This window comes from Sphingomicrobium arenosum, from assembly GCF_026157085.1.
Classification (GTDB): Bacteria; Pseudomonadota; Alphaproteobacteria; order Sphingomonadales; family Sphingomonadaceae; genus Sphingomicrobium; species Sphingomicrobium arenosum.
Genome location: NZ_JANPVN010000001.1, coordinates 2509079 through 2532032, shown reverse-complemented (window position 1 = coordinate 2532032; position 22954 = coordinate 2509079). Strand labels below are relative to the sequence as shown.

Below are 22954 nucleotides of genomic sequence, written 5' to 3'. Positions count from 1 at the left end.
TCGCCATCTCACGGCGCGTCGCTACTGCACAGGGCGGTGGCTATGGCAGCGGAGACCGGCGCGCCGGTGCGCTGCTCGATCCACGCCCACTGGCCGTTGGGGTTGGCCTCGAGGAACCAAAAATCTCCATCGGTCGCCTCGACGAGGTCGATGGCCGAGAAGCGCAAACCGAGGGTCTGCGTCACCGCCACGCATGCTTCGGCAACGTCGCGCGGCAGCTCGCAGACCTTGTGGGCGAGGTCGGTGCGGACGCCCCGGCGCCAGTCGACCTGCGTCTCGTTGTGCCGCTGGGACATGATCCTCGTCGCGAACACGTCGTCATCGACGACCAGCGCCCGCACGTCGGAACGCTTGGGGATCTCGCGTTGCAAGATTATCGGTGCCCGCCGAAACGCAGCGGCGTCCTCCTCGTCGATCCGAGCGACACGGCTGGTGAACAGGACGCTGCCAACCTCCCCGACATCGACGAGCGCGTGCCGCAACGGCTTGGCCACCGTCGATCCATCCGCAAGGAATGCGCGCGCGGCCTCCGGGTCGTTGGTCACCAGGGTGCCGGGAACGCGCAGACCCACGCCCCGGGCGGCCGCGAGCTGGCGCGGCTTATCCTCTGCTCGGAGGATCGCGAATGGCGAGTTAAGCCAGCGCCCTTCCAGCCCGTTCCAGAGCGAACGCAAGATCGCGGACCACTCCGCCGTCACATAGGCAGCGACCGGATCGGCATCGTCGGCCTCGAGGCCGCCGGGACGCCTGTAGTAGGCGGCGGTGATCTCGGACAGGTCGAGTTCGCCTTCAATACCACGGAGGATCAGCCGAGCCGGATCGCCGTCGGGCATCGCAATCTCGCACTGCGGCAGGTCCTCCGTGTTGAGACGGAAGAAAGGGACGCCGCGGCGCCGCAGCTCGAGGACGACGAAGTCGGTCGTCACGTCGCGCTTATTCGTGACGAGCAGGATCATGCAGGGCGGCTCACTCACCAGCCGGTGGCGACCGCCTCATCGTCGCGCTCCTGCTGCACCTCTGTCTTCGTCTGCAGTTCGGACAACGCGAACATCGCGTCCTCGTCGTCTGCCTCCTGACGCACGTTCGTATAGGTGCCGGTCTCCATGGAGCCGAAGCGCGTTGGGTCGTCGTCATCCACCTCGACTTGGGTCATGGTCTTGCTCTGCGTCGCGACGAGCGAACCGCCATCCACTTCGACGATCGGCCGCTCACCTTCCACGCAATTGACCACCCACACACCGAGCGAGGCCGAATAGCGCCCGGGCATCGGCGGCTGCGCCGTGCGGGGCGTCGCGAACCGCATGAGGAATGGGTCGGCGCTGGACGGCGAATACATCATGGTTGTGGCTGCCCCCGAGATTCAGGTTGAAGAACATATCGGGAAAGATGATCACGAAAAGCTGGACAGCACAAGGGGCGAAGCGCGTCGGCGCGACTTTCGCCAAGGATAAGTCGGCCAGCAGGCCTGGAAGGAACATGTCGACCACCCGCAACAACCACTACGTCCCGATCTGGTATCAGCGCGGCTTCCTAGAGCCGGGCGCGAATCAGCTCGCATATCGGGACATGCAGCCCGACCGGCACGACCTGCCCGACGGAACGAGACGGCCGGGCCGTTCCCGGTTCAGGTCATTCCCCAAGCAGTGCTTCGTGGCGCGCGACCTCTACACGACGTTCTTCGGGACGCTGGTGAACGACGAGATCGAGAAGCGGCTCTTCGGGGCGATCGACACCGACGGCGCGCCCGCGATCCGGGCATTCATCGGCGAAGACGTGCGCGAGTGGCACGAGCAGTTCCAGATGCTGTTCAGGTTCATCGATGTCCAGAAGCTGCGGACCCCCAAGGGATTGGACTGGCTGAGAGCCCAGTATCCACGCCTCTCCCAGAACCAGCTGATGGTGGAAATGCAGGCCATCCAGGCCATGCACTGCACGATCTGGAGCGAGGGCGTTCGCGAGATCGTCTCGGCGGCGGACAGCGCGGTGAAGTTCATCATCAGCGATCACCCGGTCACCGTCTACAACCATGCGCTCGCACCGGAGACGGAGGCCTGCCGCTATCCCAACGATCCCTCGATCGCGCTCAAGGGTTCGCAGACCATCTATCCGCTCGACCGGGACCACTGCTTGATCCTCACCAACCTGGAATACGCGAAGAACGAAGGCACGCCGCCAACCGAGAAGCGCACTTTCGCCCGCAACTTCCGCACGTCGATGGTGCGCACCGACGCCTTCCCTCGGCTGCGGCGTCTCGGCGACGACGAGGTGCGCCAGATCAACCGCGTCATCAAGGCGCGCGCGCGGCGCTACGTGGCGGCTGGACGCGAGGAATGGCTCGACCCCGAGGCCGGCGACGGGGCCGGATGGTCGGACCTCCGGGGCGTGCTCCGCCCGCCCGAGCAGGCGCTGTTAGGCTTCGGCGGCGAGATGTTCGCCAAGTTCGAGGATGGCAGCGTCCACTACCAGGATCAGTTCGGGCGGACCGAACGCGGTAACGACTTCCTTAAGAAGCAAGTCGACGAGAAGTCGATGCGCCCAGGTCACGTCTGCGGCTGCGGGTCGGGCATGGCGTTCAAGAGCTGCTGCGCGCCATTGCCGGCCAAGCTGCGTCCGTCGTGGAGCGAGCGCGGCATCCGCGAGCGGAACCTCATGCTCTACCGTGGCATCACCAACATTCTGGGGCTCGACAAGGGGCGCGACTGGCTCGAGGTCAGGCGGGCGATCACCGATGAACACATCCGCGAGGTGCACGTCCTCTACCGCGCCCTGTGGCCGACCGACACAGACATCCTGCAGCTCCTGCCAAAGCCCGACGGTCGCCCCCGCGCGGTCTACACCGGATCGCTGCACCCTGCAGCGATCATGGACTTCGCTCTGGGATCCGCCCTCTACTTCGGCGAGCTGATCATCGAGAACCCGTTCGTGCACGCGGCACAGATGCGACCCGAGTTCAGTCCGATCGACAACCCCCACGCCTACCACCAGGAGTTCGTGAAGACGGTATTCCTGTTCCTGACGCTGATGCCGCTCGTCGAGGCCGGATACGTCAATCTGATCCCCAATCCGACAGTCTTCGACCAACACCTCCATCATCAGATGATGGAGATGGCGCGCCGCCGCTCGGGCAGTATGAACATCTCGCTTGACGCGGAGCCGCGCGCAAAGGAGCTGATGGAGCTCGACTTCAAGCGGAACCTGCTCTCGATGCCCGAAGACGGACTTCGGGCGCAGCTGCGCAAATCCTCGCCCGAGCTCAACGAGACAGAGCTAGACGCCGTGATCGCCTACATATGCGAGGCCCGAGACCGGGATCCACTCGCCGCCGTCAAGGACGGTCTGCTCGACGGCAAGGGCGGCCAGATCAACCTTTCGAAGATGGCGCCCAACTTCGAGATGGTGCTCTACATCGCGCAGGCCACAGGCGCCGCGATCGTCACGGATTCGCCCCACCGCTGGAGGGAGATACAACTCGCCGTAGCCCGGCAGGGTGGCGGGCAGCCCATGCGCATTCCGGGCTTCTCGAAAGCACTGGCAGGGGCCCCGCTCGGCTTCGTCAATGACCTCGACGACTTCTTCAACATCGCCGCAACTAGCGCATTCGAGGGCTACCCGCCGCTGATGCGCGACGCCTTCCGATATCTGGCCCAGATCGACAGGCGCGGAACGAAGCCGAACTGGGAGGCAGGTCTCGCGGCCCGTCTGGCGAGGCTGCACCGGGAATCTCAGGCGCGGCTGCGCAAGAACGTTGCCTCCTTTACATCCGGCCGCATGCATGCGCTGCTCCCGTTGGGCGGCATCCAAAACAACACCGTCAACCGGTTGTTGCTCATGTCCAGTTCCGAGCACCATCTGCCGAGTGTGCCGATGGCATTCTACATAGAAAGCGTGGGGAGATAACTGCGTTTTTTCATCAACGGTCAGTACGCGACTTCAGCCTTGGGTTGGCGGCGGCAGGATAGCGCGTCAACGACAGCTTTCTACCCAATCCCAACCTGTCGTCGCTGCCCGAAGAAACGACCGCTTTGAAGTACAATCCAGGAATGGCTGGAATGGCTGGAATGGGGCGCAAAGCCGACGTCAGCCCCGCCACACCCACCAATGAGGCCAGTTCACCTTGTCGCGCTGACGCGTCACGTCCCACACCTTCTTCTGCTGCTCAACAACTAACGGCACCTCCAAGCGATCGAGAGCCTTCTGAACGATCCACGGGTTCAGCTTAAAGCGCCCGTTCTCGCCGCGTCCATATCGCGTCACCATCCGAAGAGGCGATGCGGCCATTCCCACGCTTCCAACATCGATCGGGACAATCACGATCTCTGTGATTCGGTCCTGATTTCCATCTGGCTGTGACGCCCTTGCTGCCTCGATCGCGGCGAGTGACGCGCGTGCTGCCGCGCTGTCACCCTCGAGCCCACGCTTTGTCAGATGTAGCAGAAACGCCTCGGCGGCTGTGACGCGTTTCTCGCGCGCATCTTCCCTTACTGTCACCATTTGGCCAAGCACGTGATCGTGCGGCAGGCCCACCTTCCTGCCTTTCGGCCGACCGCGCGGATTACCGCTGCGCCCCTTCTTGAACCGACCCGAGCGAGGGGGACGTCCGTAGCCTACTTTTTCGCGATCAGCCGAACTCACCTCTTTCCTCCGCGAGGCCATTGAAGATCGCCCGAATTGAGTGTGCACCGCTCGACGGCATCGACATCTTTCTCGGTGAGCAACTTACGACCCGGCCGGCTGATCGCCGCCTGCGTCGCCCAAGTCGAAAGGAGGATGCGGCGTTCATCGGTCGCGCGCCCTTCCCAGAATGGATCAGGCACAGCGATACCGAGAATGAGCATCGCCTCATCCGCATTTCGCGGATCATTCTCGGTAGTGATCTTGATCGGCGTGAAGCCTTGAGAAGGTGCCCTCTTCACCAGCGCCTTTTCGCGCCGCTCAATCATCTTCAGGACCTGCCGGATGGCCATTCGGCTTCCCTTCAGCGCATCCTGGTAGGTCCTGAGCTCGAGCACCTCGTCGACCGTGAGTTCGCGCTCTTCCCCATTCTGTGAAACCGTGATCCGCTTGTCGAAGATGATGTCGAACGCCGAGATATTCGGGCGGCGCTTTCTCGGCCGCCCGGCAGGGTTACCCGACTGGCCCTTCTCCCAGCGCGGCATCAGCCTTCGACCTTGATCGCGGTTCTGCCCGTCAGGACTTCCCAGCGCTCGACAGCGACCTCCACATAGGCCGGATCGATGTCGCAGCCGCGGAACCGGCGCCCCACCCGTTCGGCCGCGATCAGCGACGTTCCCGATCCCAGAAACATGTCGAAGACGAGGTCGCCTCGCTTGGTGACGTCCTGATAGGCGTCGGCAACCATCGCCACCGGTTTGACTGTCGGATGCAGATCGAGGTCCTCGCGCCGGCTGCCCTTCAGCGTGTTGACCGACGCATAATCCCAAACATTGGTGCGATAGCGACCGTGCTTGCCGAGCTCGACGTTATTGGCGTGGCCTTGCTTTCCGACACGGTAGACGAACACCAGCTCATGCTTGGACCGGTAGAGCGAGCCCATGCCGGCGTTGCTCTTGTTCCAGATGCAAAGGTTGAGAAACTCGTCGTAGACCGTCTCGGCCGCCGCTTCGACATCGCCCATATGGCGCCAGTCCATGCAGACGTAATGAACAGCCCCGTCGCGGGAGACCGCAGCTGCAGCACCCAGCGTGTCGCGCAGGAATTGCCGGAACTCGTCGTCGGCCATTTCGCCCGAGGCCATGGCAAACTCGCGGTGCCGACCCTTGGCATTCACATGACCGTTGATCTTCACGTTGTAGGGCGGATCCAAGAAAGCAGCGTCGATCGCCTCGCCTTCCCCGATGATCCTCTTTAGCAATGCGACGTCGCGGCCATCGCCGCATCCGATACGATGGTCGCCAAGCTGCCAAATGTCGCCCATCTGCGTCCGCGGAGCGACCGGCACGGCTGGAATGATCTCTTCGTCGGGATCGTTGGCAGGCTGCAACGCGACATCGATCTCGCCCATCGAGAAGCCTGTCAGCGTCAGGTCAAAGTCGACGTCGAGGTTGCCGATCTCTTCGAGTTCGAGCTTCAGGATCTCGCTGTCCCACCCAGCATTGAGCGCGATCTTGTTATCGGCAAGTCGAAGTGCCTTGCGCTGGACTTCGCTTAGCCCCGCAAGCGTAATAGACGGCACCTTCTCAAAGCCCATCTGCTTGGCCGCGCGCAGACGCCCGTGGCCCGCGATCAGCATGCCCTGCTCGTCGACGAGAACGGGGTTCGTGAACCCGAACTCGCGGATCGAGGCGACGATCTGCTCGACCTGCTTCTTGCTGTGGGTCCGCGCATTGCGCGGATCCGGAGTGATGGTGGTGACCAGACGGAATTCCACCGTCAGGTCATGGTGAATGGGTAGCGCCCCCGCGGCTGAGTCGGTCATCGATGAGAACATAACGGGAACTACAACCTGCCGCAATACCCAAACACAAGATATGGGGTCAGAAACCCGTGGACATACTGTGGATAGTGAGCATTGCTTTGTCCCACCCCGGTCGACGGGGTCGTCTCGGTAGCAGCGCCCACCTTCGGCGCGCTGCAGAAGGAGACGAAAATGACCAAACCCAAAACCAAGATCGATAGGCTGATCGCGCGCTTGAAGAGGGACAAGGGCGCCACCATCGAGGAGCTCGCCCGTCTCACCGGATGGCAGAAGCATTCGGTGCGCGGCGCGATGGCCGGCAGCCTCAAGAAGAAAGGCTTTGTGGTATCGTCCGAGAAGGTCGGTGCGGAGAGACGCTATCGCATTGTCGAGACCGCCGGTGAGTGATCTTGCCGAACGGATCGAGGCGCTTGAGCGTCTCGATCTTTCCGCCCTGCGCGAACATTGGCCGGCACGCTTTGGACCGATGCCGCCGATCCGGTCCACCGCCTTCTTCAGAATGCTGCTTGCCTGGCGGCTGCAAGCAGAGGCCCATGGGGGTCATTCGCGCGATACCAAGCTGGAGCTGAAGAAGGTCGGGCCGGTTGCGACTTCCGCGCAGCAGCTGGGCGTAGGTACGGTGCTCGAAAGAAGCTGGAAAGGCGCGCTGGTGCGGGTCGAGGTGGCGGAGGAGGGCTTTCGCTATGGCGGCCGAACTTATTCCAGCCTCTCGCGCATCGCGCAGGAGATCACGGGCACCCGCTGGTCCGGCCCGCGCTTCTTCGGGCTGCGCTCGTGAAGCGCTGCGCCATCTACACCCGCAAGAGCTCCGAGGAAGGGCTCGACCAGCAGTTCAACAGCCTCGATGCCCAGCGCGAGGCTTGCGAGGCTTATGCGCTAAGCCAGGCCGGTGAAGGCTGGAGGGTGCTGCCCGACCGCTATAATGATGGCGGCTTTTCGGGCGGCAACATGGAGCGACCGGGCTTGCAGCGACTGCTCGGCGACATCGCTTCGGGGAAGGTAGACGTCGTCATCGTCTACAAGATCGATCGCCTGACCCGCAGCCTTCCCGACTTCGCGCGGATCGTCGAACGCTTCGATCAGAAGGAGGTGAGCTTCGTCAGCGTGACGCAGGCGTTCAACACCACGACCTCGATGGGAAGGCTGACGCTTAACGTCTTGCTGTCCTTCGCCCAGTTCGAGCGCGAGGTCACCGGCGAGCGCATCCGCGACAAGATCGCCGCGTCGAAAGCCAAGGGAATGTGGATGGGCGGCGTGCCCCCGCTCGGCTATGATCCCCCACTCGACAGCGAGCGCGTGCTTCGCGTGAACGACACGGAAGCCGAGACTGTTCGACTGATTTTCGATCGCTACCTCGAGATCGGCTCGGTGCAGAAGCTGAAAGCCGAGCTTGATGCCCGCGGGATCAGGCCCAAGCAACGCACCTCGAAACGAGGCAATCTGATCGGCGGGGACCGGTTCAGCCGGACCGCCCTGTTCCACCTCCTGAAGAACCCGATCTACATTGGAAAGATCGTCCACAAGGATGAGCTGTTCAAAGGGCGCCACCGCAGCATCGTCGATGGGAAGATATTCAGCGCGGCGCAAAAGATGCTGGCGAGCAAAGCGCAGCAACGGAAGCGGCGCACGAAGCAAGCTTCACCGCTTGCTGGCAAACTCTTCTTGGCGGATGGGAAGCGGCTATCGCCAACGCATTCGGTGGGCGCATCCGGCCGTCGATACAAATATTATGCCGTCATCGGCGAGCCGGCCGCGGCATCCGGCCCGAAGCGCGTTTCAGCGTCAAGCATCGAGCGCTTTGTCATGGGTGCCACGAGCCGAGCCGGTATCAGCGCGACCGATCCGTTTAGCGTCATTCGGAAAGTCATTCTCCATCGCGACCGCACGGACATTTTCTTACCCGCCGAACTGCGGCCAGCCGTCTTGCAATGCCTTGGTCAGCACGAATGTGTCGTCGATGAAAATGAGACTCTTCTGCGCTGGTCGATCCCGACCTGTTGGAGCGCGAAAGCAAACATACGAGCAGCCGGCCACCCGTCACCGCAGCCGGACGTGAACCTCGTCGAGGCCCTGCGCAAAGCCAATGCATGGCTTCATTACGACGCCCAGGGACGCCCCATGATCAAGGCTCTTCCAGCCGGTCGCTATGACCGACGGATTCTGCGCCTCGCCTTTCTGGCACCCGACATCCAGCAAGCAATTCTAGATGGCACTCAGTCGCCAAAGCTCACGCTCGAGGCGCTGATCCGCACGGCACCTCCGTTGGAATGGGGCGCTCAGCGAAAGATGCTGGCGGAACTCTAGCTTCTTCCTGTTTTGAGCCAAAAACACCTGATGATGCCGAACAAACGCCCTGATAATGTCAAATCCGACCCCTGTTTTGCCAAATAACAGGCGAAGCGACTCCCGACATGGCGATCGGCGGAAAACTCCGAAAAATCTCCAGCCCGTTCCAGCTGACGCCAGCGGCGCGACCTGTTTTTCTTGTTAATTTGAGGGTTTTTCCCTGTTCCACTGGGAACGGTACCGAATGCATCACAGGAAGAGACGCGCCTGCGCAACTCGGCGGCATTAGCCCAACGAGTGCCGCCAAGACGCTTCGGTTATTCCCAGATCTGATGGAAATAGCGCCCGATTCCGCGGCCTTCCGCTAGGGCGTCGCCGAGAGAGAATTGTGCGTGAAGTAAATGGCGGAGAGGGTGGGATTCGAACCCACGGTACGGTTACCCGCACAACGGTTTTCGAGACCGCCCCGTTCGACCACTCCGGCACCTCTCCGCGGAAAAGTTCGGGACGCGGCGTCAACGCCTCGCCTCCCGGTCGGAGCGCGCCTCTAGCAAGCCATCCCGGCCTTGAAAAGCCCTATTGTCGCCGCCGCGCCGCTTTTCGCGCCAATGCCCCCGCGATGCCCCGCGATGCACCCTTCGCCCGCGCTGGCGCATTGCCCGTTTCATGACGCCTTTTTCCAACAGCATCGTCCTCGGCGCCTCGGGCGGGATCGGCGCCGCGCTCGCCGCCGCCATCGAGGCGCGCGGCGGCAAGGTCGCCCGCCTCGCCCGCGGGCGCCCAGACGATCATGACGCGCTCAAAGTCAACTATGACGAGCCCGCCAGCCTCGCCGCCGCCGCAGAGGCACTCGCGCCGCACGCCCCCTACGACACGATCCTCATCGCGACCGGCCTCCTGCACGACGACGACTGGGGCCCCGAGAAGAGCTGGAAGATGCTCGCCCCCGATCCGCTGATCCGGACCTTCCACGTCAACGTCATCGGCCCCATGCTCGCCGCCCGCGCGCTCCTCCCCCTCCTGCCCCGCGACCGCCCGGCGCGCTTCGCCATGCTCGGCGCGCGCGTCGGATCGATCTCCGACAATCACCTCGGCGGCTGGTACGGCTATCGCGCCGCCAAGGCCGCGCTCGCCCAATTCGCCCGCACCCTGTCGATCGAGCTCAAGCGCACCCACGAACAGCTCGTCGTCGCCGCGCTCCACCCCGGCACCGTCGACACCGCTTTGTCCGAGCCCTTTCAGGCCAATGTGCCGGAAGGTCAGCTCTTCTCGCCCGAAAAAAGCGCCAACCACCTCCTCGACGTGCTCGGCGCCCTCACCCCCGCCGACAGCGGCGGTCATTTCGACTGGGCGGGCAAACCCATCCCCGCCTGAGTGGCAACGCTGCCTCCCTGCCCTCGCCTTGCGACAAGTTGCGACAAATGCCCGCGATGTCGGGATCGCGCTGCGACACCGGGCTCCTAGAACGGCATCATCAGCACATAAGGAGTACCCCATGAACAAGATCCGCACTTCCCTCATCGCCGCCGCCGCCGCCGGCCTCGTCGCCATCCCTGCGCTCGCGGCCCAGCCGCACGGCGGGCCCGGCATGCGCCATGTCGAGGGCGATATCACGCTGGCCGATGTCGAGGCCCGCAGCGCCGAGCATTTCGCCAAGCTCGATGCCGACGGCAACGGACTCGTCACCAGCGCCGAGATGGACGCCGCACGCGAGGCGCGTCACGAGCGCCGCGCCGAGCGCATGGAGCAGCGCGGCGAGCGCGCCAAGCAGCACATGGAGCGCCGCGGCGAGCATCGCGGCCAGCGCCACGAACAGCGCTTCGCCCGCATGGACGGCAACGGCGACGGCGCGCTCAGCCTCGCCGAGTTCCAGGCCCGCCCGCTCGCCATGTTCGAGCGCGCCGATGCCGACAAGAACGGTATCCTCACCGAGGCCGAGCGCGCAGCCGCCCGCGACACGGTGCGCGAACGTCGCCACGAGCGTCGCCAGCAGCGCTCCCAGTAACCCACGCTCATCCCCGAGGCGCGAGGGGGCTGGCCATGCCGGCCCCCTCGTTGCATGGAAAACACCGACCATGAGCGCGACACGCCCCCACCTCCTCCTCGTCGAGGACGAACCCGCGATCCGCACCCCGCTGGTGCGTTATCTCGAACGCGAAGGCTATCGCGTCACGCCCTGCGCCGATGCCGCCGCCGCGCGCGAGGCGCTCGCCTCCTATGCGCTCGACGCCGCCATTCTCGACATCATGCTGCCCGGCGAGGATGGCTTGAGCCTCGCCCGCTCGATCCGCGAAGGCGGCGACTTGCCCATCCTCTTCCTCTCCGCGCGCGCCGAAGATGTCGACCGCATCGTCGGGCTCGAAATGGGCGCCGACGATTATCTCACCAAGCCGTTCAATCCGCGCGAATTGACCGCTCGCCTCAAGGCCATCCTGCGCCGCGCGCGCCCGCGCGAGACCGCGCCCACCGCCGAGGAGGCCGCGCTGCCCGCCTATCGCTTCGCCGATTTCACCCTCGACACCGCGCACCAGCTGCTGCGCGAGGGCGACCGCGCGATCGAGCTGACGAGCGGCGACTACACGCTTCTCCTAACCCTGCTCGAACGCCCCGGCCGCGCCCTGTCGCGCGACCAGCTGCTCGACCTCACCAAGGGCCGCGAGGCCGATCCCTTCGACCGTGCGATCGACAATGCGGTCATGCGCCTTCGCAAGAAGCTGGGGCCGCGCGGGGCGGAGATCATCCGCACCGTCCACGGCACCGGCTACAGCCTCGCCGTCCCGGTCGAAAAGGCATGACTCGCCCCCGCCTCACCTTGTCGGGCCAGGTCGCGCTGCTGGTCGCGGTCGCGATCCTCCTCGCCCAGGCCTTCAACCTCGCCATCGCGCTCCAGCGCCGCCACGCCCAGCTGCTCGACGACGCCATCGTCCCCGGCGCCCAGCGGCTCGCGCTCCTCGCCGCCGAGCCCCTGCTCCTCGACCGCGTCGAGCGCATCGGCGAGCGGCGCGGGACACGCGGCCTGCGCCCGCCCCGCGGCGCCCTCGGTCCGCGCCGCAACCGCCCCTTGGGCCGCATCCGCGCCGAGGTCGGATTGGCCGATCCGCTCGCCACCAATAGCCACCCCGTCGCGGTCGCCGACGCGATCATCGCCGACGCCTTTGCCGACGCGGGCGTGCCGCTGCGCGATGCCGGCGCCGGGCTCCTCGACAACCCGCGGCTGCCGCGTCCCGGTGAGGAAGCGCGCCAGCGCCTCCTCCTCGCCGCGCAGCTTCAGGACGGACGCTGGATCAGCCTCGCCGTGCCCGGCCCGCGCCCGCTGCGTCCCCTCATCGGTGCCATGATCTTCCAGTCCTTGCTGATCGCGCTCGCCGTGCTCTTGCCGACCCTCCTCCTCCTGCGCCGCGTCGGCGGATCGCTCCGCGCGGTCACCGGCGCGGCGCAGCGCTTCGATGGCAGGGCCGCCGGCCCGCCGCTGCCCGAGACGGGGCCGAGCGACATCGTCGCGCTCGCCGCCGCCTTGAACGACATGCAGGCGCGCATCGCCGCGATGCTGTCCGAAAAGGACGTCATGCTGGGGGCCATCGGCCACGACCTGCGCACCCCGCTCACCGCGCTGCGGATCGAGGTCGAGGGCGTGGAGGACGAGGAACGCCGCGCCGCGCTGATCGAGCAGATAGAGCGCCTTCACGAACAGTTCGAGGCGGTGCTCGACCTCGCTCGCGCCAATCGCGCGCCCGCGCCCGACGCGATGGTCGACGATGCGGCGCTGTTCGACCGGCTCGCGGCGAGCTATGCTGGCCAGCCCCTCACTGTCGACCCTCCAGTCTCGGCCATCTTCCCCGGCGATGCCGCCTCGGTCGAGCGCGCGCTCGCCAACCTCATCGACAATGGCCTTCGTCACGGTACCGCCGTCCACCTCTCGCTCGCCCCTTATCCCGGCGAAGTGGTCATCATGGTGTGCGACGACGGCCCCGGCATCCCCGCCGAACTGCGCGCGCGGCTGCTGCGCCCCTTCGAGCGCGCCGAGCAGAGCCGCAATCGCGCCACCGGCGGGCATGGTCTCGGACTCGCCATCGTCGCTGCCATCATGCGCCGCCACGGCGGACGGCTCGACCTTGGGGACCGCCCCGATGGCAAGGCCGGGCTGTGCGCGCGGCTCCATTTCCCGCGTGCACCGCTTGTGTGAGGCGCACATGGGCCTACATTGGTTGGACGATGAATAATGCGATTCCCACCGCACGCTTCGCCCTGGGCGAGGTAGTGCGCCACCGGCTCCTCGATTTTCGCGGCGTGATTTTCGACGTCGATCCCGAATTCGCCAATTCGGACGAATGGTATGAATCGATCCCCGAGGACATGCGCCCGGCCAAGAACCAGCCCTTCTACCACCTCCTCGCCGAGAATGAGGAGACGAGCTACATCGCCTATGTCAGCCAGCAGAACCTCGTCGCCGACGATGACGAGGAAGAGATCGTCCACCCGGCCATCGCCTCGATCTTCGACGGCTTCGAGGCGGGACGCTACCACCTGCGCCCCGAACGCCGCCACTGATCGGCCCGATCACGCCCGAGAAAGTCGGGCGAATCGGTTGACAGCAAGGGGCGATTTCCATAGGTGGCCCCATCCCCTCGCGCAGGTGCCGTTTTCGATGGCGCTTCGCCTTGGGCCGAAAAGATAAATACTAGACCGAAGAGAAGAGCTTATGTTCGCAGTCGTGCGCACCGGCGGTAAGCAGTATCGCGTTGCCCCCGGAGACAAGATCGTCGTCGAGAAGATCAGCGGTGACGCTGGCGATTCGGTGACCCTCGATGACGTCCTGCTCGCCGGCGAGGGCTCCGACCTTCAGTCGACCGACGGCCTGACCGTCGCCGCCACCATCGTGGCGCAGGCGAAGGGCGAGAAGGTCACCGTCTTCAAGAAGCGTCGTCGTCACAACTATCGCCGCAAGCGCGGTCATCGCCAGCAGCACACGATCCTCGAGATCCTGTCGATCGGCGGCAAGGGCGGCGCCAAGAAGGCAGCCTCCAAGAAGGCCGCTGCCAAGAGCGACGATGCCCCGGCCAAGACCGAAGCCAAGAAGGCTCCGGCCAAGAAGGCCGACGCCAAGTCGACAAAGGATGCTGCACCTGCTAAGAAGCCCGCAGCGAAGAAAACTGCCGCAGCCAAGAAGCCCGCGGCCAAGAAGACCGAGAGCAAGTAACAATGGCACATAAGAAGGCAGGCGGCTCGTCGCGTAACGGCCGCGATTCCAATCCGAAGTATCTCGGCGTCAAGAAGTTTGGCGGCGAGAGCGTCGTCGCTGGCAACATCATCGTGCGCCAGCGCGGCACCAAGTGGTACCCGGGCGACAACGTCGGCCTGGGCCGCGACCACACCATTTTTGCGCTTACCGACGGCCGAGTCACGTTCCGTGACGGCAAGCTCGGCCGCAAATACGTGCACGTAGCCCCGATGGGCGAAGCTGCCGAATAGGGTTGGTCGATAACGGGCCATCCCACCTGGGACGGTCCGGACATTGAGACAAATGGGAGAAGGGACCGCTCCAGGTCCCTTCTCTTTTTTGTGCCCGCTATCATTGTAAAGGGCGCGTCCGAAACTTCTCCCTGAACTGTCACCGTCCCCGTCTAGGGGCGGCGGCAAAGGAGGTGTGAGATGTTTGCAGTGACGACGAACCTGCTGCTCCGGCCCGGCTGGAGTTGCGATGCGCCCGCGCTCGCCAAGGCAATGGGGTCGAAGCGAATCGTCGCCAATCTCGCCAGCGCGCCATGGCCCTATGGCCTCGAACAGGCGCAGGCCTTCCTCGCGCGCCTCGACGAAATGCCGCTACCCAACATGCTCATCACCCTGCGGCACAGCGCCGAGGTCATCGGCGTCGTCGGCTTCGGCTACGCCCCCTCGGGCGAGATCGAACTGGGCTATTGGATCGCCGAACCCCATTGGGGCCGCGGCTATGCGACCGAGGCGGCCCGCGCCGCCCTCGACGTCGCCCGCACGCTCGGCTGGGCGCGCATCGAGGCCGCGCATTTCCTCGACAATCCCGCCTCGGGCCGCGTCCTCGAAAAGCTCGGCTTTATCCCCACCGGCACCCACGCGATGCGCCACAGCTGCGGCCGCGGCGAGGAAGCCATGAGCCGCCTCTACATGCTCGCGCTCAACGACGAGGAAACTGTAGAGCCAGCCGTCGCCTGACCCGAACCGCGTCATTGCGAGGAGCGAAGCGCCGAAGCAATCCATGGGCAGTGCCGCTGGATTGCTTCGCTACGCTCGCAATGACGAAAAAAGGGGCGGTGCCACGTCGGCACCGCCCCTTTTTTCGTAACGCCACCTCAGCGCCCTCAGGCCGCCGCGCGCACCTTCTTGCCATTGCGCATGAAACGATGCCCTTCGGCATCCTCATAGGCCTTGATCAGCGCGCGATCGTCCTCGTTCCACGGATGGAATTTGGGCAGGAAGAACTCCAGCCACGCGCCGAGGATCTTGCGGAACATGCCCGGCGAGATCAGCCCGTAGCGGATCAGCCCCCACTTGGCCTTCCACCCCGTGATCCCGTCCTGCTCGAGCAGGTAGAGCGCGCCCCTGAACCGGTCGGGGAAGAAGTGGCTCGACACATATAGCATCACCTTCGCCTTCACTTGCCACCGCTTCCAGCGCGACCAGTCGCGCGTCGCATGAAGCCAGGTGTCATAGGCCACGCCCTTATGCTCGATCTCCTCGGCGGCATGCCATTTCCACAGCATCGCCGTCGCCTCCTCGGCGCCCGCGAAATGCCTGGGATTGGCGAGGATCTCATGCGCGAGGATCGCGGTATAATGTTCAAGCACCATCGTCGCCGCCAGCGCCGCGATCGGCGGCTTGTCGCCCAACAGCGCGATCCGCTCTTTCACGCGGTCATAAAGCGGGACCATGTCATATCCGCTGTCGCTCGCGCGCTTGTTGAACGCATCATGTTCGCGACTGTGGATCGCTTCCTGCGTCGTGAACGCCTTGATGTCCTTTTTCAGCGCCTCGGGACAATCCTTCGCGAACGCCCGCACCGAGCGCACGAAAAAGGCCTCGCCGTCGGGAAAGGTCGCCGACAGCGCATTGTACATGGCGCTCGCATAAGGGTTGCCGCCGTGCCACCAGCGCGGCGTCGCGCCCTCGCGCCCGAATTCGCGATCGCGCGGCGTGATGCTAAGGTCGGATGGCGTAACGGTTGCGGTGGCCACGTGGCTGCTCCTAAAGGATGCGTTTGACGATCTAGATGGATATTACTGACAAATATGTCAACAGTGTCACCAAGTCGTAAACGCATGAGCCCCGAGCAAAGCCGCGCCGTCGCGGTCGCGACCGCGCGCGACATCCTGCGCGAGCAAGGTGCCGCGGCGGTCACGCTGAAGGCGGTCGCGGGCCGCATGGGCCGCACCCATGCCGCGCTGCTCCATCATTTCGGCTCGGTCGACGGGCTCCACGCCCAGCTCGCCGACGAGATCGCGCATGAGGTCGCCGATTCGATCGCCGGCTCGATCGGCCGCTACCAGGCGGGCAAGGTCAAGCTGCGCCCCGTCATCGAGGAAATGTTCACCGCCTTTCGCGACCAGCATTTCGGCGAACTCATCGCCTGGGTCGTGCTCCAGCGCCGCCGCGAGGCGCTCGCCCCCGTCGAACATGCCATCGCGAGCGTCGTCGAAAAGATCACCGAACCCGGCGACACCCGCGCGCTCGACCGCGCCACCATGGGGCTCGTCCTCCTCGCCATCGGCGATGCGCTGGTCGGCGCCGAGGTCGCACGGGCCTGCAACCTCGAACCTGCCGTCGCCCATGACATCGCGGTCAAGCAGATCCTCGCTGTCCTCGGCGAATTGCGCTGAAGCTCTAGCCCGACTCTAGCCCGGTTCCAGTCCGGCGGCGGGTTCGCGCCCGACATAACCTTCCTTGCCCGGGTCCTCCATGATCTCGAGGAAATTGCCGTCGGGATCGCGGAAATATGCCCATTTCACGCCTTCGAGCTTGGGCTGGCCTTCATCGAAATGGCAGGGCTCGGAGACGAATTCATAGCCCTCGGCCTTCATTTTCTCATAGGTCGCATCGCAATCCTCGACCTGGAAGCAGACATGCTTGGCGCCCGCATGAAACACCTCGGGCTGGTCGAGCATCGTATTGGGCTGTTCGACCTCGATGATCTCGAAGCTTGTATTGTCGATATGATAAAAAGCGATCTTGACCTTGGCATCGCCCGCCTCCTCGCCGACCCCGAACTGGCGGCTCAGCCCCGCGCTGTTGGCGACATCGGTGCGGATGTCGGGTTCCTTACCCAAGAGCGTGTTGTAGAATTTCATCGAGCGCTCGATATCGGTCACGATCACGCCGACATGGTGGATGCGTTGCATGGTGATGCCCATGGGGTCTCCTTTTTCGGTTTCGAGCAACCAAAGCGGCGCGGCGGGCACGTGTTTCCGCCCCCCCTCGCCAGTTGCGGCGAACTGCGCTAGGGGCGCGCCATGGCGCATTTTCTAGACCAGGCGAAAATCTACGTGGCATCGGGCGCGGGCGGCCCCGGTGCGGTCAGCTTCCGCCGCGAGAAATATATCGAATTCGGCGGCCCCGACGGCGGCAATGGCGGCAAGGGCGGCGATATCGTCTTTCGCGCCGTGCCCGCGTTGAACACGCTCATCGACTTTCGCTACACCCAGCATTTCAAGGCCCCGCGCGGCAAGGGCGGCGCGGGCCGCAACCAGACCGGCGCACAGGGCCGCACCCTCTATATCGATGTCCCTATCGGCACCCAGATCCTCGCCGATGACGAGGAACGCTCGCTGATCGCCGACCTCACGAAGGAAGGCCAGGAAGTCCGCCTTCTCGAAGGCGGCATGGGCGGCCGCGGCAACCTGTCCTACAAGACCTCGACCAACCGCGCCCCGCGCCAGCACCAGCCGGGCGAGCCGGGCGAGGAGGCCTGGGTCTGGCTGCGCCTGAAGCTGCTCGCCGACGTCGGCCTCGTCGGCCTGCCCAATGCGGGCAAGTCCACGCTTTTGAACGCGGTCACCAACGCCAAGGCCAAGACCGGCGCTTATCCCTTCACCACGCTCAATCCCAAATTGGGCGTCGTCCAGCACAAGAACCGCGACTTCGTCATGGCCGACATCCCCGGCCTCATCGAGGGCGCGGCGGAGGGCGCGGGCATCGGCGACCGCTTCTTGGGCCATGTCGAGCGCACCAAGATCCTCGTCCACCTCATCGACGCCGACGGCGGCGACCCCGCCAAGGCCTATCAGACCGTGCGCGGCGAGCTCGAAGCCTATGGTGCCGACCTCGAGGACAAGGAAGAAATCGTCTGCCTGTCGCGCATCGACACCGTCGACGAGGACGTCCTTGCCATCGCCCGTGAGGAACTGGCCGCGCTCGGCGTGACCGACCTCCTCGAACTTAGCGCCATGGCGGGTACCGGCCTCGACCCGCTGCTCGACCGCATCATCTCGATCCTGCCCGAGCGCAAGACCGCCGCGCCCGCTGATGGCGACGCCGAGGATGAGGAAGAAGGCACGGGCGACTGGTCCCCGCTGTGAGCGTACCGGCAGGTCGCCTCGCGGTCACCGGCGCCACCGGCTTTGTCGGTGGTCGCCTCCTCACCCGCGCCGCCGCGCGCGGCCTCTCGCTCACCTGCCTGACCCGTCGCCTCCAGCCCGAGCAGGACGGCGTCGCCTGGGTCCAGGGCGACCTCGACGACCATGACGCCCTCGCCCGCCTGTGCGACGGTGCCTCCGCCATCATCCACATCGCAGGCGTCATCAACGCCCCCGACGCCGCCGGCTTCGACCATGGCAATGTGACGGGCACCAGGAACCTCCTCGCCGCCGCCAGCGCGTCGGGATCGCCCCGCTTCGTCCATGTCTCCAGCCTCGCCGCGCGCGAACCAAGCATCTCGCTCTACGGCGCCTCCAAGGCGCGCAGCGAAAACGCCGTGCGCATCAGCGGCCTCGACCAGCTCATCATCCGCCCGCCCGCCGTCTACGGCCCCGGCGACCGCGAGACATTGGAGCTCTTCCAGTTCGCGCAGCGCGGCTTCGTGCCGCTGCCGCCCAAGGGTCGGTTGAGCCTCATCCACGCCGACGATCTCGCCGACCTGCTCCTCGACCTCGCCACCGGCAAGGGCCGCCCCGGCCTCCTCCTCGAACCCGACGACGGGCGCGAGGGCGGCTGGAGCCAGGAGGAATTCGCACAGGCCATCGGTCACGCCGTCGGGCGCGACAAGGTCAGGACCCTGTCGATGCCCCGCAACATGGTCCGGCTCGGCGCCCAGCTCGACAAGCTCCTGCGCGGCAAGGGCGCCAAGCTCACCCCCGACCGCGCCGCCTATTTCTGCCACCCCGACTGGACCGTGCGGCCCGACCACCGCCCCGCCCCCGACCTGTGGCAAGCCGCCATCCCCACCGACGAGGGCCTCGCCGCCACCGCCGCCTGGTATCGCGACAAGGGCTGGCTCTAGCCCCCTCCCGTCATCCCAGCGAAGGCTGGGATCCATGCCATCGACAATGTTCGCATCCATTGTCGGGCCGCGCCGAGGCTTCCTCCCTTTCTACTGGAAAAGTAGGAATTGTCCTGAAACAATTCGCGCCAATGGATCGCTGTCGTCCCGATGCAAAGTTCGACGAAGTGGACAAAGTGGACACTGTTCGGATTTCATCCAACAGCGCCCCGTTTTCGCCGCTTTCCATTGCCAATGCGCGCCAGCAGACATAAGGGCTTGAACCATGACCGACCGCGCAGATGTGAAAACCCGCCTCTTCACCCTCATCGAGGAATATAACAAAAAAGGCGTCGACGTCTCCGAAGACACCCGCTTCGCGCAGGACCTCGAATGGGACAGCCTCACCGTCCTCGACTTCGTCGCCGAGGTGGAGGACGAATTCGATATCCTCATCACGATGAACCAGCAGGCCGAGATCGAGAATGTCGGCCAGCTGATCGACGCGGTGACGGAGATGGCCGAGTGAGCGGCACCGGTGCGAACCTCGCAGGCGGTGCCCCGACCGGCGGCGACCTGTTCGACAAGTTCCAGCCGCTGATCGACCAGCGCGAGGCGCTGCTGGCGACCGGGGTCACCGACCCCTTCAACCTCGTCATGGAACGCGTCGTCTCGCCCACCGTCGCCATCTGCAACGGCCGCGAGACGATCCTGCTCGGCACCTATAATTACATGGACATGACCTTCGATCCCGACGTCATCGCGGCGGGCAAAAAAGCCTTGGACGAGTTCGGTGCCGGAACCACCGGCAGCCGCGTCCTCAACGGCACCTATGCCGGTCACAAGGACGTGGAAGAAGCGCTGCGCGAGTTCTTCGACATGGACCATGCGATGGTCTTCTCGACGGGCTATCTCGCCAACACCGGCATCATCTCGACGATCGCGGGCAAGGATGACTACATCATCCTCGACGTGGACAGCCACGCCTCCATCTTCGATGGCTGCGCGATGGGCAACGCCAATGTCGTGCCCTTCCGCCACAATGACATCGAAGCGCTGGAAAAGCGCCTGAAGCGCCTGCCCGAAGGCGCCGGCAAGCTCGTCATCCTCGAGGGCGTCTATTCGATGCTCGGCGACGTCGCGCCCTTGGACAAGATGGTCCCGCTCGCCAAGAAATATGGCGCCATGGTGCTGGTCGACGAAGCCCATTCGATGGGCTTCATCGGCGAACATGGCCGCGGCGTGTGCGAAGCGCAGGGCGTGATCGACGATGTCGACTTCATCATCGGCACCTTCTCCAAGTCGGTCGGCACGGTCGGCGGCTATTGCGTCTCCAACCATCCCAAGTTCGAGATCATGCGCCTCGTCAGCCGCGGCTATGTCTTCACCGCCTCGCTGCCGCCCAGCGTCGTCGCCACTGCCGCGACCTCGATCCGCAAGATCATGACGGCCAAGGACAAGCGCGAGCACCTCTGGAAAAACTCGCGCCGCCTCCACAAGGGGCTCACCGACATGGGCTTCATCCTTGGCACCAAGGAGCCGCAATCGGCGATCATCAGCGTCATCATGCCCGACCTCGAAAAAGGCGCCATGATGTGGGAAGCGCTCCTCCACGAGGGCCTTTACGTCAATCTCGCGCGCCCGCCCGCGACGCCCGCGGGGATGACACTCCTGCGCTGCTCGCTCTGCGCACTGCATTCGGACGAACAGGTCGGCGACATTCTCGGCATGTTCGAACGGGCCGGCAAGAAGACCGGATGTATCTGACCTTTTAACCATCGGTGCGTTCGCTTATGGTCGAGCCAATGACGGGTGGGGAACAGAAGGGCGCGGCCGAGTGGCGACGCGCCGGAGTCGCGGTCATCGGCCTCATGGCCATGCTCGCCCTGCTCGGCACGATCTGGCTCGTCTCGGTCTCGTCCGGTGCCCGCGATGCGGCCATGGAGCGCGAGCGCGCCGCCTATGACGTCACCCTGCTCACCCGCACGCTCGATGCCAGCATGTCGCGCTCCGAGGCCGCGCTCGGCCGCTTCGTCCTCGACGAGGAGACCGAGAGCGGCAATCTCTACTACAACAATTGGCGCCTCGCCCGGCAGCAGCTGAACCAGCTCTACCGCCTCACCCGCGCCCGCCCCGAGCAGCGCGAGCGGGTCGAGCAGCTCGTTGCCCTCTTCAACGCCCGCGACGACGAGCTTTCGGCCGCCGCCCGCGCCGCCGCCGCAAAGCAGCGAGAAGGCGGGGTCAGCCTCTATTATGCGGCTGGTCGCTCGACCACGGGGCCGAGGCTGCGCAGCGCGCTTCAGGATATCGCCGATGCGGAGCGCGAGGCGCTGTCTTCCTCGATCGACGCGACCCAGCTGTTCGCCGCGCGCGCCAACCGCCTCAACGACTATCTCATCTGGCTCGGGGCCATTTCGGGGCTCATCGCCATTTTCCTCGGCGGGCTCGCCTTCGAGGTGCTGCGCCAATATGCGCTCACCCGAAAGGAAGCCGAGCAGGAGACCGAGCGCGCCGATGCGCTCGAGGAAGCCGTCGCCGAGCGCACCGCCGAACTGTCCGCCGCCAACGAGGCGCTGCGTGCCGAGGCCGAGGAGCGCGAGGCCGCCGAAGCCCGCCTCCGCCAGGCCCAGAAGATGGAAGCCGTCGGCCAGCTGACCGGCGGCATCGCGCACGACTTCAACAACATGCTCGCGGTTGTCGTCGGCGGGCTCGACCTTGCGCGCCGCCACATCGACGGCCCGCGCCGCGACCTCATGGCCCACCTCACCAATGCGATGGAGGGGGCCACCCGCGCCGCCGCGCTGACCCGCCGCCTGCTCTCCTTCGCCCGCGCCGAGCCGCTGCTCCCTGAACGCGTCGAGGCTGGCGCTATGATCGGCTCGATGCGCGAGCTGCTCGACCGCACGCTCGGCGAACAGATCAACATCACCTATGCCATGGCCGACGAGACCTGGCCCGTCTTCGTTGATGCCCACCAGTTCGAAAACGCCTTGCTCAACCTCGCGCTCAATGCCCGCGACGCGATGGAGGGCGAGGGACAACTCGTCATCAGCGCCAGGAACGTGACGCTGGGCGATGGCGAGGTCGGCGACATCCGCGCCGGCGATTATGTCCGCGTCTCGGTGTCCGACACCGGCAAGGGGATGAGCGAGGAAGTGCGCGAGCGCGCCTTCGAACCCTTCTTCACCACCAAGGAAGTGGGCAAGGGCACCGGGCTCGGCCTGTCGCAGATTTTCGGCTTCGCGCACCAGTCGGGTGGCGACATCGGCATCGACACCAAGGTCGGCACCGGCACCACCGTGTCCATCTACTTGCCGCGCACCGCGCTCGAGGCCAATGCGCCGCAGGCCGTGCCCGCCGACCCCCTCGCCCACGACCAGGACGACAGCATGGTCTGCGCCAACGCGCGCATCCTCCTCGTCGAGGACGATCCACGCGTGCGCACCGCCACCGTCGGCGCGCTGGAGGATTTGGGCTACGACCCCGTCAGCTGCGGCAGCGGCGACGAGGCATTGGCGCTGTTCGAACCGGGCAAGTTCGACCTCGTCATCTCCGACGTCATCATGCCCGAGATGACCGGCACCGAACTCGTTCGCCATTTGAAAGCGCGCGAGCCCGATCTCGCCGTGCTGTTCGTCACCGGCTATGTCGGCGATGACCAGAGCGACGAGCTCGCCGACCATGAACTGCTGCGCAAGCCCTTCACGGTCGGTGCCTTGTCGAAATCGGTGGCTGATGCGCTCAAGTCGGCGATCAAGCCCGCCCCGCGAAGCGCGCTCGGCTGACCCGCG

At 65.2% G+C, this 22954-nt stretch carries 25 protein-coding genes and 1 tRNA gene; 18 read left to right on the top strand and 8 right to left on the bottom strand.

Features of this window, described 5'->3' with window-relative positions; genetic code table 11:
- Positions 1–8: 8 nt before the first annotated feature.
- Together NUW51_RS12685 and NUW51_RS12680 are read right to left on the bottom strand one after the other, a co-directional pair.
- Positions 9–956 (bottom strand): MvdC/MvdD family ATP grasp protein, encoded by a 948-nt coding sequence (locus NUW51_RS12685; protein WP_265587880.1) that lies wholly within the window; start codon positions 954–956, stop codon positions 9–11.
- Positions 957–970: 14 nt separating this feature from the next.
- Positions 971–1339 carry a hypothetical protein gene (locus tag NUW51_RS12680; RefSeq protein ID WP_265587879.1) on the bottom strand — a complete coding sequence of 123 codons (369 nt, stop codon included), beginning with the start codon at positions 1337–1339 and terminating at the stop codon, positions 971–973.
- 47 nt (positions 1340–1386) lie between these two features.
- Here NUW51_RS12680 and NUW51_RS12675 point away from each other — a divergent pair, with 47 nt between their 5' ends.
- Complete coding sequence (locus tag NUW51_RS12675) at positions 1387–3897, top strand: DUF4238 domain-containing protein (protein ID WP_265587878.1); 2511 nt, start codon at positions 1387–1389, stop codon at positions 3895–3897.
- A gap of 180 nt (positions 3898–4077) precedes the next feature.
- On the opposite strand, the gene NUW51_RS12670 is transcribed toward NUW51_RS12675, so the two are convergent.
- Genes NUW51_RS12670 through NUW51_RS12660 form a run of 3 tightly spaced genes read right to left on the bottom strand, consistent with a single transcriptional unit; the run spans position 4078 to position 6436 of the window.
- A complete protein-coding gene (locus NUW51_RS12670; RefSeq protein WP_265587877.1) occupies positions 4078–4653 on the bottom strand; it encodes a DUF5681 domain-containing protein in 576 nt (191 codons plus the stop codon).
- Positions 4629–5156, bottom strand: a complete 528-nt coding sequence (locus NUW51_RS12665) for a DUF5681 domain-containing protein (RefSeq protein ID WP_265587876.1) — start codon at positions 5154–5156, stop codon at positions 4629–4631. The genes NUW51_RS12670 and NUW51_RS12665 overlap by 25 nt, the downstream gene beginning before the upstream one ends.
- Positions 5156–6436 (bottom strand): site-specific DNA-methyltransferase, encoded by a 1281-nt coding sequence (locus NUW51_RS12660; RefSeq protein WP_265587875.1) that lies wholly within the window; start codon positions 6434–6436, stop codon positions 5156–5158. Before NUW51_RS12660 ends, NUW51_RS12665 begins: the two co-directional genes overlap by 1 nt.
- A gap of 171 nt (positions 6437–6607) precedes the next feature.
- On the opposite strand from NUW51_RS12660, the gene NUW51_RS12655 reads away from it, so the two are divergent.
- From NUW51_RS12655 to NUW51_RS12645, 3 genes are read left to right on the top strand one after another with little or no spacing between them, the layout of a single operon-like run.
- Positions 6608–6823 carry a DUF3489 domain-containing protein gene (locus tag NUW51_RS12655; RefSeq protein WP_265587874.1) on the top strand — a complete coding sequence of 72 codons (216 nt, stop codon included), beginning with the start codon at positions 6608–6610 and terminating at the stop codon, positions 6821–6823.
- Complete coding sequence (locus NUW51_RS12650; RefSeq protein ID WP_265587873.1) at positions 6816–7214, top strand: DUF2924 domain-containing protein; 399 nt, start codon at positions 6816–6818, stop codon at positions 7212–7214. Before NUW51_RS12655 ends, NUW51_RS12650 begins: the two co-directional genes overlap by 8 nt.
- Entirely contained in the window at positions 7211–8740 is a 1530-nt protein-coding gene (locus NUW51_RS12645; protein WP_265587872.1) for a recombinase family protein, read from the top strand. The genes NUW51_RS12650 and NUW51_RS12645 overlap by 4 nt, the downstream gene beginning before the upstream one ends.
- Positions 8741–9124: 384 nt before the next feature.
- On the opposite strand, the gene NUW51_RS12640 is transcribed toward NUW51_RS12645, so the two are convergent.
- Positions 9125–9214, bottom strand: a tRNA-Ser gene (locus tag NUW51_RS12640).
- 174 nt (positions 9215–9388) lie between these two features.
- Between NUW51_RS12640 and NUW51_RS12635 the strand changes: the two genes are divergently transcribed.
- From NUW51_RS12635 to NUW51_RS12600, 8 genes are all read left to right on the top strand, one after another.
- The gene (locus NUW51_RS12635; protein ID WP_265587870.1) at positions 9389–10096 is read left to right on the top strand and encodes an SDR family NAD(P)-dependent oxidoreductase; all 708 of its coding nucleotides are present in this window, start codon (positions 9389–9391) and stop codon (positions 10094–10096) included.
- Positions 10097–10217: 121 nt separating this feature from the next.
- Entirely contained in the window at positions 10218–10727 is a 510-nt protein-coding gene (locus tag NUW51_RS12630) for an EF-hand domain-containing protein (protein ID WP_265587868.1), read from the top strand.
- A gap of 70 nt (positions 10728–10797) precedes the next feature.
- On the top strand, positions 10798–11517 hold the full coding sequence (locus tag NUW51_RS12625) for a response regulator (RefSeq protein WP_265587867.1): 720 nt from the start codon (positions 10798–10800) through the stop codon (positions 11515–11517).
- A complete protein-coding gene (locus tag NUW51_RS12620; RefSeq protein WP_265587866.1) occupies positions 11514–12905 on the top strand; it encodes a sensor histidine kinase in 1392 nt (463 codons plus the stop codon). Before NUW51_RS12625 ends, NUW51_RS12620 begins: the two co-directional genes overlap by 4 nt.
- 29 nt (positions 12906–12934) lie before the next feature.
- Positions 12935–13270 carry a heat shock protein HspQ gene (gene hspQ / locus NUW51_RS12615; protein ID WP_265587865.1) on the top strand — a complete coding sequence of 112 codons (336 nt, stop codon included), beginning with the start codon at positions 12935–12937 and terminating at the stop codon, positions 13268–13270.
- A 151-nt stretch (positions 13271–13421) separates the two neighbouring features.
- On the top strand, positions 13422–13919 hold the full coding sequence (rplU, locus tag NUW51_RS12610) for a 50S ribosomal protein L21 (protein ID WP_265587864.1): 498 nt from the start codon (positions 13422–13424) through the stop codon (positions 13917–13919).
- A gap of 2 nt (positions 13920–13921) precedes the next feature.
- On the top strand, positions 13922–14191 hold the full coding sequence (gene rpmA / locus NUW51_RS12605; RefSeq protein WP_265587863.1) for a 50S ribosomal protein L27: 270 nt from the start codon (positions 13922–13924) through the stop codon (positions 14189–14191).
- Positions 14192–14371: 180 nt separating this feature from the next.
- Positions 14372–14908 (top strand): GNAT family N-acetyltransferase, encoded by a 537-nt coding sequence (locus NUW51_RS12600; protein WP_265587862.1) that lies wholly within the window; start codon positions 14372–14374, stop codon positions 14906–14908.
- Positions 14909–15054: 146 nt separating this feature from the next.
- On the opposite strand, the gene NUW51_RS12595 is transcribed toward NUW51_RS12600, so the two are convergent.
- Positions 15055–15927 carry a metal-dependent hydrolase gene (locus NUW51_RS12595; RefSeq protein WP_265587861.1) on the bottom strand — a complete coding sequence of 291 codons (873 nt, stop codon included), beginning with the start codon at positions 15925–15927 and terminating at the stop codon, positions 15055–15057.
- An 84-nt stretch (positions 15928–16011) separates the two neighbouring features.
- On the opposite strand from NUW51_RS12595, the gene NUW51_RS12590 reads away from it, so the two are divergent.
- Positions 16012–16569: a TetR/AcrR family transcriptional regulator gene (locus tag NUW51_RS12590; protein ID WP_265587860.1), complete on the top strand. Its 558-nt coding sequence runs from the start codon at positions 16012–16014 to the stop codon at positions 16567–16569.
- A 15-nt stretch (positions 16570–16584) separates the two neighbouring features.
- Here the strand turns inward: NUW51_RS12590 and NUW51_RS12585 are convergent, their stop codons facing one another.
- On the bottom strand, positions 16585–17100 hold the full coding sequence (locus tag NUW51_RS12585; RefSeq protein ID WP_265587859.1) for a VOC family protein: 516 nt from the start codon (positions 17098–17100) through the stop codon (positions 16585–16587).
- A gap of 99 nt (positions 17101–17199) precedes the next feature.
- Between NUW51_RS12585 and obgE the strand changes: the two genes are divergently transcribed.
- The 5 genes from obgE (at position 17200) to NUW51_RS12560 (ending at position 22948) form a co-directional block, all read left to right on the top strand.
- A complete protein-coding gene (gene obgE, locus NUW51_RS12580) occupies positions 17200–18264 on the top strand; it encodes a GTPase ObgE (protein WP_265587858.1) in 1065 nt (354 codons plus the stop codon).
- A complete protein-coding gene (locus NUW51_RS12575; protein ID WP_265587857.1) occupies positions 18261–19184 on the top strand; it encodes an NAD-dependent epimerase/dehydratase family protein in 924 nt (307 codons plus the stop codon). The genes obgE and NUW51_RS12575 overlap by 4 nt, the downstream gene beginning before the upstream one ends.
- A gap of 265 nt (positions 19185–19449) precedes the next feature.
- Positions 19450–19692, top strand: coding sequence for an acyl carrier protein (locus NUW51_RS12570; RefSeq protein WP_265587856.1), 243 nt, complete (start codon positions 19450–19452; stop codon positions 19690–19692).
- Positions 19689–20930 carry a serine palmitoyltransferase gene (spt, locus tag NUW51_RS12565; protein WP_265587855.1) on the top strand — a complete coding sequence of 414 codons (1242 nt, stop codon included), beginning with the start codon at positions 19689–19691 and terminating at the stop codon, positions 20928–20930. Before NUW51_RS12570 ends, spt begins: the two co-directional genes overlap by 4 nt.
- A 38-nt stretch (positions 20931–20968) precedes the next feature.
- Complete coding sequence (locus NUW51_RS12560; protein WP_265587854.1) at positions 20969–22948, top strand: response regulator; 1980 nt, start codon at positions 20969–20971, stop codon at positions 22946–22948.
- Positions 22949–22954 lie beyond the last annotated feature (6 nt).